The following is a 14,356-nucleotide window of genomic DNA, read 5'->3' on the forward strand; positions in this document are numbered from 1 at the left end:
GAAATTCCGTGCTTAGACGCCCGCGTTTTCAGGGGCTTGTTCCCACTGAGACGGAGTGTAGGTCTTGATACTGATGGCATGTAGGGCGCCACTGGCGATTTCATCTGACAACGCTGAATAAATCAGCTGCTGACGCTTGACCGGCGCTAGCCCTTCAAAAACGTCGCCGACGGCGACCACCTGGAAATTGCAGCCTTCACCTTGAATATGAAACTGGCAATCGTCGATACGCGATTCGAGTAGGGCCTTGACGTCGCTGGGTTGCATAAGGCGTTGGCTCCTGTTCTACGGCACCGCGCGCGTGACGCGAACGGGTGCGGTAATTGAGTCGGGATTTCAAACAGGCATGATAAAGAAAACGGGCGCCGTTGGCGACGCCCGCTTGCATGTAGAATCCCGGTAGGCGGCGCTCTGCGCTGTCATAACGTTTCCGAAGCCGCCCGCATCTCGTCACTGGGAAGCAAGGGATCTAATCCCGCCATGGCCGTCAAGCGCGCCAAGGGGGGCGACAGTGCCACATGCACGATATGCACGCCGTGCGACTGCGCGCAACGCAGCCATTCGAGAAGGACACTGAGAACGGCACTGCTGGCACAGCTCACGCCGGTTAGATCGAACTCGACCGCAGCATCACGCGGCAAGCTTTGCAGCCACTCCCGTCCTTTGGCCGCCAACGAGGCAGCGCTATCGAAATCCGCCTCGCCGTCGACTTTGAGAATACGCTCGTCGCGCACTTCGAGCCGGGCATCGTCACGCTCGAGCAGGACATTCATTGGCTATCGTCACCGCCTTCTTCGAGCTCATCAGTGGCGACGTCCGGCGCCCAGCCATTGATGACCGCATCGATATCGCGATTGTTGTCGCGCATGGCTTGATCGAACTGGTTGCGGAATGTCAGCCCCAGGTTGATACCATTGACGATGACATTGATTACACGCCACTCGCCGTCGCGCTGATGCAACGTGTAGACCACGGGATAGACATCACCATTGGTGGAGACCACTTCCATGTCGACGCTGGCCTGATCCTCATAACGCCGCTCGCTATCATTATCGAGCACCCGGATATCGCGATAATCGAACGTCACCAGCCCTTTGGCATAGGTCTCGATCAGCGTCTTACGAAACGTGTCGACGAAACGCGAGCGCTGCTCCGGCGAGGCATTACTGAAATACCGGCCCATGACGCTGGCGCCGATATAGCGAAAATCGGCCACGTCGTCGAGGCTCTCGTCGACCAGCGACTCAAGCTCTTCTTCATGCGCGGCGTAATAATCCTTACGCCCCTCCAATTTCTGCATCAACGCTGCCACGTTATCTTCGATCAGCTGCTGAGGCTCCTGCTGGGCCTGTGCCGTCAATGCCACGCACCATAGGACCGACAGCAATAGTGCACAAAGACTGGAGCGCCGGGGTGTGAATTGCCTTGATGTCATGAAAACCTCCTTGGCTCAATCGCTTGTCATGTTCGACACGAACTGCTGAATTAATTGCTCCAGCACCAGCGCTTGCTGGGTATCGCGGATGGTGTCGCCTTCTTCGAGCATCTCGGGGTCACCTCCCACGCTCAGACCGACATATTGCTCACCCAACAACCCCGAGGTGAGAATCGATGCCGTACTGTCCCGCGAGATCTTGCCCTCAAGATCCTCGTCTAGCTCCATGGTCACGCGAGCATCAAGCCATTCGGTGTCGAGCGCAACGTCGGTAACACGCCCGATGGTCACGCCTGCCATGGCAACTCTAGAGCCTGATTTGAGCCCGCCGATATTGGCGAAATTGGCCTGCAGCGTGAATGTGTCCTGCGGTACGCCAAGGCTGATGCCACTGACTCGCAAGCCAAGAAACACCATGCCTAAAATCCCGGCCAGGACGAACAGCCCCACGCCGAACTCCATCATCTTGCTGCGCTTCATCCAAGTTCTCCAAACATCAGCGCGGTCAGCACGAAATCCAATCCGAGCACCGCCAGGGACGAATAGACTACCGTGCGGGTCGTGGCCCGCGAGATGCCTTCCGACGTCGGGATCAAATCATATCCCTGAAACACCGCAATCCATGTAACGACGAGACCGAACACCACGCTCTTAAGCATGCCGTTGAGAATATCGTCGACGAACGCGACACTGCTTTGCATGTTGCTCCAGTAGGAACCATCGAACACGCCCAACCACTGCACGCCGACCAGGTACCCACCCCAGATACCGACCACGCTGAAGCCCACGGTCAACAACGGCATCGAGATAAACCCCGCCCAGAGCCGCGGCGCCACGATGCGCCGCAGCGGATCGATCCCGATCATTTCCATGCTGGTCAACTGCTCGGTCGCTTTCATAAGCCCAATCTCGGCGGTCAGCGCCGAACCGGCGCGCCCCGCGAACAGCAACGCCGCCACCACCGGCGCGAGCTCACGTAGCAGCGACAGCGCCACCATCTGTCCCAGCGCATCCTCCGCGCCGAAACCGACCAGGATGGTGTAGCCCTGCAAGCCCAGCACCATGCCGATAAAAAGCCCCGAGACCAGCACGATCGCCAGCGACATGACGCCGATGAAATGCATCTGACGCAGCCATAAGTGCCACCCTTCGCGAGAAGGAATGCCCACCGCCGACTGCGCCAGGAACATCGACGCCCGACCCAAGGCACTCAGCGCTTCGAGCGTACCCCGTCCAAGCGACGCGATAGGACGAATCATGGACGCTCCCCCTTGGTGGCCAGGATATCGCGATAAAAATCGGGCGCCGGGTAATGAAATGGCACCGGGCCATCGGGCTCACCATGCACGAATTGCTTGACACGCGCGTCACGATTGACGTCCAGCGTTTGCGGCGTGCCATGGGCCATGACCTGGCCGTCGGCGATGATATATACGTAATCGGCGATGGAAAGCGTCTCCTTGATATCGTGCGAGACGATGACTGCGGTCAACCCCAGCGCTTGATTGACCGTCTTGATCAACTGCACCAGTACGCCCATAGAAATCGGGTCCTGGCCGACGAAGGGCTCGTCGTAGAGCACCAGCTCGGGATCGAGCGCCACCGCACGCGCCAGCGCCACACGCCTGGCCATGCCGCCAGACAGTTCCGCTGGCGACAAGTTGCGCGCACCGCGCAAGCCCACCGCCTGAAGCTTCATCAGCACGATATCGCGCACCATGGCTTCCGGCAGGTCGGTATGCACGCGCAGTGGAAAAGCCACGTTCTCGAAAACACTCAGATCCGAAAACAGCGCTCCACTCTGGAACAACATGCCCATGCGACGCCGCATTCGAAACAACGCACGGCGAGACAAACCATGCACATCCTCTCCATCGATACACACGCGCCCGGCATCGGGCACTAGCTGACCACCGATCAACTTGAGCAACGTCGTCTTGCCCGTCCCGCTAGGGCCCATGACCGCAGTAATCTTGCCTTTAGGAATACGCAGATCGACGCCACGAAAGATGTCATTCTCGCCCCGCGAGAAATGCAACCCCTCGACGTCGACCAGGGTCGTGTCAGTCACGTAACGCTCATCCACGTCTCGATAATTATCGAACATCGTATCCTAACTCTAGCGATCACCGCCAGCCTCACCTTGCAACACTCTCGGCGAGTGCGTTTAATGAGCGCCCCAATTCGCTCGCCACTCCCCAGGAGTCAGCGATGCTTGAGCCCAAGGCCGCTAAGGGCAACAATCACTACCATGAACACTGTTACCGATTACGATTATCGAGCTAGCGCGCGACGCACGCTGACACTTGAATCGCAGGCCATCGCCGCTTTGGTCGAACGCCTCGATGAGGCCTTCGACCACGCCTGTCGATTGCTCCTAGCCTGCGAAGGACGTGTCGTTGTCACCGGCATGGGTAAATCCGGGCACGTCGCCCGCAAGATCGCGGCGACGCTGGCCAGTACCGGCACGCCGGCCTTCTTCGTCCACCCTGGCGAGGCCAGCCACGGCGACATGGGTATGATCACGTCCCGTGACGTCGTCCTGGCACTCTCCAACTCGGGCGAGACGGCCGAGGTCACAGCACTATTGCCGCTTCTCAAGCGCATGGGCGCCCCTCTGGTCAGCATGACCGGGCGCGCCGGCTCGACGCTATCACGTCACGCCGAAGCACATTTGGATACCGCCGTGGCCCGCGAGGCCTGCCCCCTCGACCTCGCGCCGACTACTTCGACGACCGCCGCGCTGGCCATGGGCGATGCCCTGGCGGTGGCCCTGCTCGAGGCACGCGGATTCACCGCCGAGGACTTCGCCCTATCACACCCCGGCGGCAGCCTGGGACGACGTCTGTTGCTCAAGGTCGAAGATCTCATGCATCACGGCGAGCGCCTGCCCTGTGTCCCGCTGGGCAGCCCGCTACGCGACGCCCTGCTGGAGATCACCCGTCAGGGCTTGGGCTTTACTTGCGTGATCGATGACGCCGGTCATCTGGCTGGCATTTATACTGATGGCGACCTGCGGCGCACTCTCGACCAGCACGACGACCTGCGCCGTCTGCGCGTCGATGATGTCATGACCCACGGCGGCAAGACGATCCGGCCGGAATTACTCGCCGCCGAGGCTGTCAGGATCATGGAAGACAACCGCATCACGGCGCTCGCCGTGGTCGACGACGCCGGACGACCGGTCGGCGCACTGCACATGCACGACCTATTGGCCAGCGGCGTCATTTGAGGAGCCCCATGACGTACCCCGACGATTGGCGCGACAAGGCACGCCACGTCCGCCTCCTTGCACTGGACGTGGACGGCGTGCTCACCGACGGCACACTGCATTTTCAAAGCGATGGCCAGGAAACCAAGAGCTTCAACATCCTCGACGGCCTCGGCATCAAGCTGCTGCAGCAAAGCGGCATCGCCGTGGCGCTGATCACGGGGCGTGAATCACCCATGGTCAGCCGGCGTGCCGAAGCGCTGGGCATCGCCCACGTCGCACAAGGCCGCGAGGATAAACTAGTGGCGCTCACCGCCCTATGCGAACAGCTCGACCTGCCGCTGGACGCGGTCGCCTATTGTGGCGACGACTTGCCCGATCTGGCCGCGATTCGCGCTGCGGGACTCGGCCTGAGCGTGAACAATGCACCGGAATATGTCCGTGTGCACGCCGACTGGATTCCTGAGCGCTCGGGCGGCCAAGGTGCAGTACGCGAGATCTGCGACGCCCTGCTGAGCTGCCAGGGACGGTGGGATGCTTGTCTCGCGCCCTATCTCGATGGCCAAGGATGAAGCGCGTCATGCCGACTTTTCTGTCTTCTCGCAAATGGGCCCGCGTAGGGCTACTGCTCGTACTCGTCGCCCTGGGCATCGGCCTCGCCATCGTCGAACAACGTGATTCTTCTTCACCTGGCCCGGTCCCCAGCGATGACGCGGGCGAGCCCGATTACTACCTCGAAGGCGTCACCATGACGCGCTTCAACGCACAAGGCATTCCCCATCAAACGCTTAAATCGCCGCGCCTCGTGCATACCCCCGTCGACGACATCATTCGTGCTGACTCACCGACAGCCAAAGTGCGCGACGAAGCAGGACGTAAGTGGGACATCTCCGGCGACAAAGGAAGCCTGGGACCGCAACGCGATCTGCTCACACTGACCGGGAACGCCCAGCTCCTACAACCCGAACAGGGCTGGCGCCTCGACACCGACGTGCTGTACTACCAGTCCAGCGATGGCCACGCCTGGAGTGACACCGAGGCCGTGTTGCGGCAGCATGAGCAACGCGTGCGCGGCAATCGCTTCGATGCCTGGATCGACACCGATCAAGCGCGCCTAAGCGGTGATGTGCGAGGCCACCATCCACAGCCTGCCGAGGACGAATCATGATGACACGACCATTGACGACGGCACTGGCATGCGCCGCGCTGGGACTCACCAGCCACGCAGCACTAGCGCTGGAAAGCGATGCCAGCCAGCCTATCGAGATCGCCGCCGAGCAGTTGGATCTCGACGACAACGCCGGCACCGCGGTCTACACCGGTGATGTCGACATGCAACAAGGCAGCATGCAGCTGACGGCCGCGCGCGTGGAAATCGAACGCGACGCGCAGGGTGAAGTCTCCACGGTCACCGCACATGGCGGCGGTGGCGAGCGCGCCTATCTCGAACAACAGCCGGCACCGGACGAACCGGTGGCCAAGGGCTGGGGCGATACGGTGATCTATCATGCCGCCGAGCGTCGCGTGGAGCTCATCGACAATGCCGAGCTGCACCAGGCCCGGGATACCTTCAATGGTGCCTATGTCGAATACTTCCTCGATCGCCGCCAGGTTCAGGCTCGCTCCGCCGATGATGGCGATGGCGATCAGCGCGTTCGCATGACGCTAACGCCCCGCGACAGCGAGTAGTGACGTGCCTCGTGATTCACTCCCCCCGTTAGGTAGGACCCGACGCCCATGAAGACCCTGAGTGCCGCCAACCTCGCCAAGAGCTACAAAGGCCGCCGCGTGGTACATGACATCAGCCTGACCATACGTCAGGGCAGCATTGTCGGCCTGCTCGGCCCTAATGGCGCCGGCAAGACCACCTCGTTCTACATGATTGTCGGGCTGGTAGGCGCCGATGCCGGCAGCGTGCACATCGACGAACGCAACCTCTCGCATTCCGCCATGCACGAACGCGCCCGCGCCGGTATCGGTTATCTTCCCCAGGAAGCCTCGATCTTTCGCAAGCTTTCGGTCGCCGACAACATCATGGCGATTCTCGAGACGCGCCGCGATCTCGACAAGGCTGCACGCAAGGCGCAACTCGAACGCCTCCTTGAGGAGTTTCACGTCACCCATATTCGTGACAACCCCGGCATGAGCCTGTCCGGGGGCGAACGTCGTCGCGTGGAAATCGCCCGCGCCCTGGCCACCGAACCCGCCTTCATCCTCCTCGACGAACCCTTCGCCGGAGTCGACCCAATCTCCGTTGGCGAGATCAAGAGCATCATCCGGCAATTGCGTGATCGTGATATTGGCGTCTTGATCACCGACCACAACGTACGTGAAACCCTGGATATCTGTGACAACGCCTATATCGTCGGCGACGGTCAGATCATCGCCGAAGGACATGCCGAGGCCATACTCGCCAACCAGAAAGTACGCGACGTCTATCTCGGCCATGAGTTTCGATTGTAAACGCAAACTACTGGAACCGCCGCGTGCTTATATAAATGGCATGATTGTTGCTTCCATTCTTGCAAGTAGCGTCGTCGCGAGATAACGTACGGGCACCGTTTCAGGAAGCGATGATCGATTTTCCATGTCCATGAAACCCACCTTGCAGCTTCGCGTCGGCACACAGCTGACGATGACGCCCCAGTTACAGCAAGCCATTCAGCTCTTGCAGCTTTCTACGCTGGATTTGCGACAGGAGATCCAGCAAGCCTTGGATTCCAACCCCATGCTGGAGCTCGAAGACGACTTCGAAGAACGCGAGGTCAGCGAGACGCAGGAGGAGGATGACTGGACGAACGACATCCCCGAGAACTTGTCGCTGGATAGCGAATGGAGTGATACCTACCAGGACACAGGCCCCTCACTGACGGGAGGCGGAGGCAGCGAGGAAGGCCCTGATATAGAGCGAAATACGGCGCATACCAGTCTTCACGACCATCTGGCCTGGCAACTCGCCATGGCCGATATGACACCGCGCGAACGTGATATTGCCGAAAGCCTGATCGATGCCATGGGGGCCGACGGCTACCTCACCCTGCCCCTCGACGAGCTTGTCGACGGTTTGCGCGGCCAAGGCCTTTCGGGGCTCAAGGTGGGCGATGTCGAACACGTCATGATGCGTGTACAGCAGTTCGATCCCACCGGAGTCGGCGCCCGCGATCTACGCGAGTGCCTGTTGCTACAGCTCGGCGCCCTCCCTGAAAACATGCCGCTGCTAACCCAGGCCAAGCGGTTAGTACGCCAGTTCCTCGAATCTCTCGCCGGCAACGACCGTAAATTGCTCAAGCGACGTTTGCGCCTCGACGAGGAAGAACTCGATCACGTCATTACCCTCATCCGGTCGCTCGATCCGCGCCCCGGCCTCGCCTTCGAGGATAGCAGCAACGATTATGTCATCCCCGATCTCGTCGCACGGCGGATCCGACAGGAATGGCGCATTGAGCTCAATCCCGAAGCCTTGCCCCGCGTGCGCATCCAGCCGGATTACGCCGCGCTCATCAAGCGTGCCGACAAGAGCGACGATAACACCTTCCTCAAGCAGCACCTGCAAGAAGCCAAATGGCTGCTCAAGAGCCTTTCGAGCCGTAACGATACCTTGCTGCGCGTGGGCCAGGAGATCATGGCGCGCCAGCTCGATTTCCTCGAACGCGGCGAGGAAGCCATGAAACCGTTGATCCTGGCGGATATCGCCGGGGCGGTAGACATGCACGAGTCGACTATCTCCCGCGTGACCACGCAGAAATTCATCCATACCCCGCGCGGCGTCTTTGAACTCAAGTATTTCTTTTCCAGCCATGTCGGGGGGCAAGGCGAAACCGACGCCCATTCCAGCACCGCGATTCGTGCACGCTTGAAGAAATTGATCGGCGACGAGCCGCCACGCAAGCCTCTATCCGATAGCAAGCTCGTCGACCTGCTGGCCCAGGACGGTATTCCGGTCGCACGACGCACCGTCGCCAAGTACCGCGAAGCGTTGGGCATCCCCTCCTCCAGCGAGCGCAAGCGACTCACCTGAACGTGGGCGGATTGCACGTGTCGGCCACGCTGCGTAGACTCGCCGCGGCCTTCGTTATCCAGCGCTTGTCTAGGGCTATGCAGCGCTCTAAAAAGGGTTACAATCGAAGTGCCAACCGATGGAATAGGAGCGTGCCATGCAAGCCAATATCACCGGTCATCACATCGAACTGACCGATGCTCTACGCGACTACGTCAATGAAAAGCTCGCGCGTCTGGAACGCCACTATGACAACATCACCACCGTCCAGGTCACGTTATCCATCGAGAAGGAACGTCACCTGGCTGCATGCACGCTTCATGCCGCAGGCGCGGACCTGCACGCCGATACACAAAGCGACGACATGTACGCCGCTATCGACGCCCTAACCGACAAGCTCGACCGTCAGCTCGTCAAACACAAGGAAAAGGTGCAGGCACGCGCTCAGGGCGCCGGTGCCCGTTAATTCGCCATGATATTGGAAAGCATCCTACCCCCCGAGCGCGCACTCTTCGGCGTTGCCGGGGGGAGCAAGAAGCGCGTGCTGGAATTTTTCAGCACCTTTATCGCACAGAATACCCCGAGCCTCGATAGCCAGGAAGTCTTCGGACGTCTGATTGGCCGCGAACGATTGGGCAGCACCGGTATCGGCAATGGCGTCGCTATCCCGCATGCGCGCAATCCGCATTGCAAGGAGCCGATTGCCGGCTTTCTACGCTTGCAGGAGCCCATCGACTTCGATGCCACCGATGGCGACCCCGTCGACTTGATCTTCGTCCTGCTGGTGCCAGAAGAAGCCGACGATGCGCATCTGTCGTTGCTTGCTCAGGTTGCCGCCATCATGAACGATAGCGCCATCCGCACCAAGCTGCGTCAGGCACAGACCCAGCGGCAGCTCTACGATACTTTGCTCGAGGCCATCCGCCAGCACGATACCAGCGCAAACTGACATCTGCGTAAACTGATACTCGCGCAATACAAGGGGTGCCCATGCAGCTCGTGATCATCAGCGGCCGTTCCGGCTCCGGCAAATCAATTGCCCTGCAGGCACTCGAGGATCTCGGCTACTACGCGATCGACAACCTGCCGGCCAGTCTCATGGCGCCCCTGATCGATGAGCTGCGTGAAGGCCCCCCGTCCCGCACGCATATCGCGGTCAGTATCGACGCGCGCAACCTTCCCGACGCCCTGAGACGCTTTCCGGTTCTGCTCGAAGAGATCCGCGCCCGGGGCATTCAGTGCCAGGTCGTCTATTTGACCGCCGACTCGCGCATACTGCTCGAGCGCTATTCGGCGACGCGACGTCGACATCCGCTGACGCGAACCAGCGAAATGACGCTTGCCGAGGCCATCGAGCAGGAACAGACCTACCTTTCGTCGATTCGCGATATCGCCGATTTGGTCATCGACACCTCGAGCCTGTCTGTGCATGAGCTGCGTGGGCGCATCGCCGAGCAGGTAGCCCGTCATAGCGGTCGACACCTGACCTTGACGTTCGAGTCGTTCGGCTACAAGCGCGGTGTCCCGCTGGATGCCGACATGGTGTTCGATGCTCGCTGCCTGCCAAACCCTTACTGGGACCCTCAGCTGCGCGGTTTCGACGGTCGCGATTCACAAATCATCACGTTTCTCGAAGCTTACCCCGACGTACATGCCATGGCCGACGATATACGTCAGTGGCTGGAACGCTGGCTCCCCGCCTATGTTGCCAGCAACCGCAGTTATTTGACCGTCGCGATCGGCTGCACCGGTGGACAGCACCGCTCGGTATACCTGATCGAAGGGCTGGCCCGGTATTTTGCGACGCAAATGAGTGGCGTCCGTCTACGCCATCGCGAACTGGGTGTGCAAGCAGCATTGCCGGAGAATGGCGATGCCGCGTCGTAGACTGCAACTCATCAACAAGCGCGGCCTCCACGCACGCGCCGCAACCAAGCTCGTGCAATGCTGCCAATCTTACGCGGCACGCGTCTGCGTCTTCCATGGCCAGCGTGAAGCGGATGCCACCAATATCATGTCACTGCTCATGCTAGCGGCTCCCTGCGGGACCGAACTCGACATTCAAGCCGAGGGCGACGATGCCGAGGAGGTACTCAAGGCCCTCACTGCCTTGTTCGAGGCACGCTTCGAGGAGGATGTTTGATTAGCGAACAGTGTTCGCGCCTTCCCAAAGCAATGTTAGAATGAAGCCTCGCCCTAGAATCGACAAAGGATGCCGATTCCTCATGAGCCCCAATCACAAGCAATTACAGCCCCGGCTGGACCGCCTTAGCGAGGCCTTGGAAAGCGGTGCGCTGGACCAGGCGCGCCGCATGCTCAATCGCGGCCTGGCCCCGGTCGACGTCGCTCATCTGCTCGAGTCGACGCCACCGCGTGAGCGTAATGTGCTTTGGGAACTGGTCGAGCCCGAATTGCAGGGCGATGTGCTGCAATATCTGGGCGATGATATCCAAAGCGAGTTCCTGAGCCGCATGGACGCCGAACAGCTCGTGTCGGCGACCGAAGGGCTCGACGTCGATGACCTCGCCGACCTGCTACAACGCTTGCCCAACACGGTCATTCACGAAGTCCTGCAAGCCATGGAGGCGCAGGAGCGCCAGCGAATCGAGACCGTGCTGTCCTATCCCGAGGACACCGCAGGCGGCTTGATGAACACCGACACCATCACCATTCGCCCGGATATCACACTGGACGTGGTGCTGCGTTATCTACGCCGACACGAGAAGCTGCCCGATTCCACCGATACGCTGCTCGTCGTCACCCGCCGCGACGAACTGATCGGCACACTACCGCTCAATTTGCTGTTAGTGTCCGACCCTTCGATTTTGGTCCGCGAGGTCATGAATACCGATTTTGCCTCGGTGCAGGCCACGGCCTCGGACACCGATGTCGCTAGTCTGTTCGAAAAATTCGACCTGATCTCGGCGCCGGTAGTGAGCACCGACGGCGCCCTGCTGGGCCGCATCACCATCGACGACGTGGTCGACGTCATTCGCGAGGACGCCGAGCATCAGGTTATGAGCATGGCCGGCCTCGATGAGGACGAGGATACCTTCGCGCCGGCGTGGCGCACCGGGCGCCGTCGCGCCGTATGGCTGGGCATCAACCTGATCGCAGCGACCATCGTATCGTTCGCTATCGGCATCTTCGAATCGACCATTCAGCAAATCACCGCGCTGGCAGTGTTGATGCCCATCGTCTCCAGCATGGGCGGCATCGCCGGGTCGCAGACGCTGACAGTGCTGATCCGTGGGATTGCCCTAGGACACGTCGGCGGCGCCAACGTGCAGTGGCTGCTGGTCCGCGAAATGCTCTCGGGGATGATGAACGGTGTGCTATGGGCCGTGATCGTGGCTCTGGTCGCCATCGTGCGCTTCGACGACTACAAACTCGGCGGCATCATCGCCTTGGCGATGGTCATCAACCTGACCGTTGCCGCGCTGGCCGGCACCGTGATTCCCGTGCTACTCAAGCGCCTGAAGATTGACCCGGCGCTTTCGGGGGGCGTGTTACTGACGACGATTACCGATGTGGTCGGCTTCGTCGCGTTCTTGGGACTGGCCGCAGCGTTTTATTGAAGCGCGACGAGCGCCGCGCCATCACATGAGACAATGACGACGCGGCACCGAAGCCCCGCGTCGCCGAGCGTTTACTCGCCGGCCACCGTCATGTCATCGATCAGCCAACTCCCGGTGTGTACACTGCCGCGCGTATCGGTATCGTTGCCCACACCTTGAAGATTGGCGAACATATCGCGCAAGTTGCCGGCAATGGTGAACTCCTCGACGGGATGCTGGATCTTGCCATCTTCGACCCAGAAGCCCGACGCACCGCGCGAATAATCGCCGGTCACGCCGTTGACGCCTTGGCCCATCAACTCGGTAACGAGTACGCCGCGCCCCATTTGCGCGAGCAATTCATCCCGTGAGACGAGAGGCGCGTCGATACGCAGATTGCGCGCCCCACCGGCATTCCCGGTCGTGGTCATCCCCAGACGCCGCGCGCTATACGCCGAGAGCATGTAACTCGCCAAGCGCCCCTTGTCGAGGAAGACGTTCTCGCGCGTGGCGACGCCATCGTTATCGAAGGCCGTGCTCGCCATGGCGCCATATTCACGCGGCCGTTCGCGCAGCGTGAACCACTCGGGGAAGATAGGCTCACCCAACTGACCGCACAGGAAGGATGCCTCGCGGTACAAGGCGCCCCCAGCGATGGCGCCCATGAAACTGCCCACCAGTCCGCTGGCAAGCTCAGGCGCAAAGAGCACCGGCATCCGCCCCGTCGCTGGTGAGGTTGCCCCCAACCGGGCCAACGTCTTCTCGGCGGCACGCCGCCCCACCACCTCGGGCGACTGCAGATCCGCCGGATTGCGTACCGAGGTATAGTCGTAATCGCGCTGCATGTCCGCCCCCTGACCGGCGATCAACATGCACGACAGCGAATGGCGGCTTCCGCGCTGGCTACCCAGAAATCCATGACTATTGCCGTAAACGCGCACGCCCTCACCGCTGGATAGGCTCGCGCCCTCGGAATTGGCGATACCCTCGACCCCACGACCGGCGGACTCGCACGCAAGCGCCAGCTCAATGGCGTCGTCGGTGCTCAACGGCCACGGGTAATGGACGCCGAGATCCGGCAATTCCGTCGCCATCAGCGCCGCATCGGCCAAGCCCGAGGCCGGGTCTTCCGCGGTATAGCGCGCAATATCCAGCGCTTTCTCGACCACCGCGCGCAAAGATTCATCGCTCGCATCGGATGTCGACACGCTGCCCTTGCGCTGCCCCACATAAACGGTCACCGCGATCCCCTGATCGCGCGATAGCTCGACGTTTTCCACGTCGCCCAGGCGTACACCGACCTCGATTCCCTGGTCCACGCTGGCACCCACCTCACACGCATCGGCGCCCAATCGCTTGGCCAATTCCAAGGCCTGCGCGACGCGTGCCTCCAAGCGTGCTTGCTGCTCTACGGCATCGAAGGCCTGGCTCATGGTCTACTCCTGTACTCATAAGGCCCGAGACACTGCTCAAGGGCTCGGTAGGATTGTCGAGGAAGCCTGATATACTGCACGGTCATCCCCGAAGCATGATGGTAATGCAATGTCGATCGACCTCCCCGACCCGCACGATGAAGAGGCGGGACGCCCCAGCAAGACCCAGCGCAAGAACGAGATGAAAGCCCTGCAAGCGCTGGGTGAGCGCATCATCGCCATGAGCGATGCCGAACGCGCACGCCTACCGCTTTCCGACGACATGCGCTTCGCGGTCGAGGAAACCTCGCGTATCCGCTCCCGCGAAGGGCGGCGTCGCCACATGCAATACGTGGGCAAGGTCATGCGCCGCGAAGACCTTGCGGCCATCCAGGCCACGTTCGACGCCATCGAGCAGGAAAGCTTACACCGCGATAACGTCTTTCACCGGCTCGAGCAATGGCGCGACCGGCTCATCGAGGACGACAGCGCCGATGCGCTGGAGGCCTTCATCGCCGAATACCCCGAGGTCGACCGCCAGACGCTGCGGCAACTCACCCGCAATGCCAGAAGCGAGCGTCAGCGCGAAAAGCCACCGACGAGTGCTCGCAAACTATTCAAACTGATCCGCGAAACCGCTGGCCTCTAAGAAGACACGGCTTCGCCGCTCGAAGCTCGAAGCTCGAAGCTCGAAGCTCGAAGCCAGGAATTCTCTTCTTCCAGCTTCCAGCCGCATAGCGGCGC

At 60.9% G+C, this 14,356-nt stretch carries 19 protein-coding genes; 12 read left to right on the plus strand and 7 right to left on the minus strand.

The genetic code is table 11. The annotated features are described in order from the left end of the window. Positions 1-12: 12 nt before the first annotated feature. From SR908_RS01985 to SR908_RS02010, 6 genes are all read right to left on the minus strand, one after another. The gene (locus tag SR908_RS01985; RefSeq protein ID WP_246923011.1) at positions 13-267 is read right to left on the minus strand and encodes a BolA family protein; all 255 of its coding nucleotides are present in this window, start codon (positions 265-267) and stop codon (positions 13-15) included. Positions 268-419: 152 nt separating this feature from the next. Further along, positions 420-773, minus strand: coding sequence for an STAS domain-containing protein (locus SR908_RS01990; RefSeq protein ID WP_246923013.1), 354 nt, complete (start codon positions 771-773; stop codon positions 420-422). Beyond that, positions 770-1,435 carry an MlaC/ttg2D family ABC transporter substrate-binding protein gene (locus SR908_RS01995; protein ID WP_246923016.1) on the minus strand — a complete coding sequence of 222 codons (666 nt, stop codon included), beginning with the start codon at positions 1,433-1,435 and terminating at the stop codon, positions 770-772. Before SR908_RS01995 ends, SR908_RS01990 begins: the two co-directional genes overlap by 4 nt. A gap of 15 nt (positions 1,436-1,450) precedes the next feature. Then, positions 1,451-1,915 (minus strand): outer membrane lipid asymmetry maintenance protein MlaD, encoded by a 465-nt coding sequence (mlaD, locus tag SR908_RS02000; protein WP_246923019.1) that lies wholly within the window; start codon positions 1,913-1,915, stop codon positions 1,451-1,453. Then, a complete protein-coding gene (mlaE, locus tag SR908_RS02005; protein WP_246923021.1) occupies positions 1,912-2,694 on the minus strand; it encodes a lipid asymmetry maintenance ABC transporter permease subunit MlaE in 783 nt (260 codons plus the stop codon). The genes mlaD and mlaE overlap by 4 nt, the downstream gene beginning before the upstream one ends. After that, positions 2,691-3,542 (minus strand): ATP-binding cassette domain-containing protein, encoded by an 852-nt coding sequence (locus SR908_RS02010; protein ID WP_082021284.1) that lies wholly within the window; start codon positions 3,540-3,542, stop codon positions 2,691-2,693. The genes mlaE and SR908_RS02010 overlap by 4 nt, the downstream gene beginning before the upstream one ends. A gap of 144 nt (positions 3,543-3,686) precedes the next feature. Here SR908_RS02010 and SR908_RS02015 point away from each other — a divergent pair, with 144 nt between their 5' ends. The 11 genes from SR908_RS02015 (at position 3,687) to mgtE (ending at position 12,221) form a co-directional block, all read left to right on the plus strand. Further along, complete coding sequence (locus tag SR908_RS02015) at positions 3,687-4,667, plus strand: KpsF/GutQ family sugar-phosphate isomerase (RefSeq protein ID WP_246923024.1); 981 nt, start codon at positions 3,687-3,689, stop codon at positions 4,665-4,667. An 8-nt stretch (positions 4,668-4,675) separates the two neighbouring features. Beyond that, positions 4,676-5,218 (plus strand): KdsC family phosphatase, encoded by a 543-nt coding sequence (locus SR908_RS02020; RefSeq protein ID WP_246923027.1) that lies wholly within the window; start codon positions 4,676-4,678, stop codon positions 5,216-5,218. Positions 5,219-5,226: 8 nt separating this feature from the next. Then, positions 5,227-5,814 (plus strand): LPS export ABC transporter periplasmic protein LptC, encoded by a 588-nt coding sequence (gene lptC, locus SR908_RS02025; protein ID WP_246923029.1) that lies wholly within the window; start codon positions 5,227-5,229, stop codon positions 5,812-5,814. Further along, the gene (lptA, locus tag SR908_RS02030; RefSeq protein ID WP_083632958.1) at positions 5,811-6,335 is read left to right on the plus strand and encodes a lipopolysaccharide transport periplasmic protein LptA; all 525 of its coding nucleotides are present in this window, start codon (positions 5,811-5,813) and stop codon (positions 6,333-6,335) included. The genes lptC and lptA overlap by 4 nt, the downstream gene beginning before the upstream one ends. 48 nt (positions 6,336-6,383) lie before the next feature. Continuing rightward, positions 6,384-7,109, plus strand: coding sequence for an LPS export ABC transporter ATP-binding protein (gene lptB, locus SR908_RS02035; RefSeq protein WP_246923033.1), 726 nt, complete (start codon positions 6,384-6,386; stop codon positions 7,107-7,109). A 124-nt stretch (positions 7,110-7,233) separates the two neighbouring features. After that, on the plus strand, positions 7,234-8,664 hold the full coding sequence (locus tag SR908_RS02040) for an RNA polymerase factor sigma-54 (protein ID WP_246923035.1): 1,431 nt from the start codon (positions 7,234-7,236) through the stop codon (positions 8,662-8,664). 136 nt (positions 8,665-8,800) lie between these two features. Next, entirely contained in the window at positions 8,801-9,109 is a 309-nt protein-coding gene (hpf, locus tag SR908_RS02045; RefSeq protein WP_040241842.1) for a ribosome hibernation-promoting factor, HPF/YfiA family, read from the plus strand. Between the two features lie 6 nt (positions 9,110-9,115). Beyond that, positions 9,116-9,592, plus strand: coding sequence for a PTS IIA-like nitrogen regulatory protein PtsN (gene ptsN, locus SR908_RS02050; protein WP_246923040.1), 477 nt, complete (start codon positions 9,116-9,118; stop codon positions 9,590-9,592). Between the two features lie 41 nt (positions 9,593-9,633). After that, a complete protein-coding gene (gene rapZ, locus SR908_RS02055; RefSeq protein WP_246923044.1) occupies positions 9,634-10,530 on the plus strand; it encodes an RNase adapter RapZ in 897 nt (298 codons plus the stop codon). Next, complete coding sequence (locus SR908_RS02060) at positions 10,517-10,786, plus strand: HPr family phosphocarrier protein (protein ID WP_178997124.1); 270 nt, start codon at positions 10,517-10,519, stop codon at positions 10,784-10,786. The genes rapZ and SR908_RS02060 overlap by 14 nt, the downstream gene beginning before the upstream one ends. Before the next feature lie 82 nt (positions 10,787-10,868). Further along, positions 10,869-12,221, plus strand: coding sequence for a magnesium transporter (mgtE, locus tag SR908_RS02065; protein WP_246923048.1), 1,353 nt, complete (start codon positions 10,869-10,871; stop codon positions 12,219-12,221). Between the two features lie 71 nt (positions 12,222-12,292). On the opposite strand, the gene pmbA is transcribed toward mgtE, so the two are convergent. Beyond that, positions 12,293-13,633 (minus strand): metalloprotease PmbA, encoded by a 1,341-nt coding sequence (gene pmbA / locus SR908_RS02070; protein ID WP_246923051.1) that lies wholly within the window; start codon positions 13,631-13,633, stop codon positions 12,293-12,295. Positions 13,634-13,742: 109 nt separating this feature from the next. On the opposite strand from pmbA, the gene yjgA reads away from it, so the two are divergent. Continuing rightward, positions 13,743-14,261: a ribosome biogenesis factor YjgA gene (gene yjgA / locus SR908_RS02075; RefSeq protein ID WP_246923053.1), complete on the plus strand. Its 519-nt coding sequence runs from the start codon at positions 13,743-13,745 to the stop codon at positions 14,259-14,261. The last annotated feature ends 95 nt before the right edge of the window (positions 14,262-14,356 follow it).

It is taken from the genome of Chromohalobacter canadensis (assembly GCF_034479555.1).
In the GTDB taxonomy this organism is placed as follows: Bacteria; Pseudomonadota; Gammaproteobacteria; order Pseudomonadales; family Halomonadaceae; genus Chromohalobacter; species Chromohalobacter canadensis.

Excerpts from the sequence above, each read along its gene's own strand:
- SR908_RS02040 (WP_246923035.1), top strand. The coding sequence starts at position 7,234 with ATGTCCATGAAACCCACCTTGCAGCTTCGCGTCGGCACACAGCTGACG.
- rapZ (WP_246923044.1), top strand. The coding sequence starts at position 9,634 with ATGCAGCTCGTGATCATCAGCGGCCGTTCCGGCTCCGGCAAATCAATT.
- SR908_RS01985 (WP_246923011.1), bottom strand. The coding sequence starts at position 267 with ATGCAACCCAGCGACGTCAAGGCCCTACTCGAATCGCGTATCGACGAT.
- SR908_RS02015 (WP_246923024.1), top strand. The coding sequence starts at position 3,687 with ATGAACACTGTTACCGATTACGATTATCGAGCTAGCGCGCGACGCACG.
- SR908_RS02020 (WP_246923027.1), top strand. The coding sequence starts at position 4,676 with ATGACGTACCCCGACGATTGGCGCGACAAGGCACGCCACGTCCGCCTC.
- SR908_RS01995 (WP_246923016.1), bottom strand. The coding sequence starts at position 1,435 with ATGACATCAAGGCAATTCACACCCCGGCGCTCCAGTCTTTGTGCACTA.
- lptC (WP_246923029.1), top strand. The coding sequence starts at position 5,227 with ATGCCGACTTTTCTGTCTTCTCGCAAATGGGCCCGCGTAGGGCTACTG.
- mlaD (WP_246923019.1), bottom strand. The coding sequence starts at position 1,915 with ATGAAGCGCAGCAAGATGATGGAGTTCGGCGTGGGGCTGTTCGTCCTG.
- yjgA (WP_246923053.1), top strand. The coding sequence starts at position 13,743 with ATGTCGATCGACCTCCCCGACCCGCACGATGAAGAGGCGGGACGCCCC.
- SR908_RS01990 (WP_246923013.1), bottom strand. The coding sequence starts at position 773 with ATGAATGTCCTGCTCGAGCGTGACGATGCCCGGCTCGAAGTGCGCGAC.
- ptsN (WP_246923040.1), top strand. The coding sequence starts at position 9,116 with ATGATATTGGAAAGCATCCTACCCCCCGAGCGCGCACTCTTCGGCGTT.
- pmbA (WP_246923051.1), bottom strand. The coding sequence starts at position 13,633 with ATGAGCCAGGCCTTCGATGCCGTAGAGCAGCAAGCACGCTTGGAGGCA.
- SR908_RS02060 (WP_178997124.1), top strand. The coding sequence starts at position 10,517 with ATGCCGCGTCGTAGACTGCAACTCATCAACAAGCGCGGCCTCCACGCA.
- mgtE (WP_246923048.1), top strand. The coding sequence starts at position 10,869 with ATGAGCCCCAATCACAAGCAATTACAGCCCCGGCTGGACCGCCTTAGC.
- hpf (WP_040241842.1), top strand. The coding sequence starts at position 8,801 with ATGCAAGCCAATATCACCGGTCATCACATCGAACTGACCGATGCTCTA.
- SR908_RS02010 (WP_082021284.1), bottom strand. The coding sequence starts at position 3,542 with ATGTTCGATAATTATCGAGACGTGGATGAGCGTTACGTGACTGACACG.
- mlaE (WP_246923021.1), bottom strand. The coding sequence starts at position 2,694 with ATGATTCGTCCTATCGCGTCGCTTGGACGGGGTACGCTCGAAGCGCTG.
- lptB (WP_246923033.1), top strand. The coding sequence starts at position 6,384 with ATGAAGACCCTGAGTGCCGCCAACCTCGCCAAGAGCTACAAAGGCCGC.
- lptA (WP_083632958.1), top strand. The coding sequence starts at position 5,811 with ATGATGACACGACCATTGACGACGGCACTGGCATGCGCCGCGCTGGGA.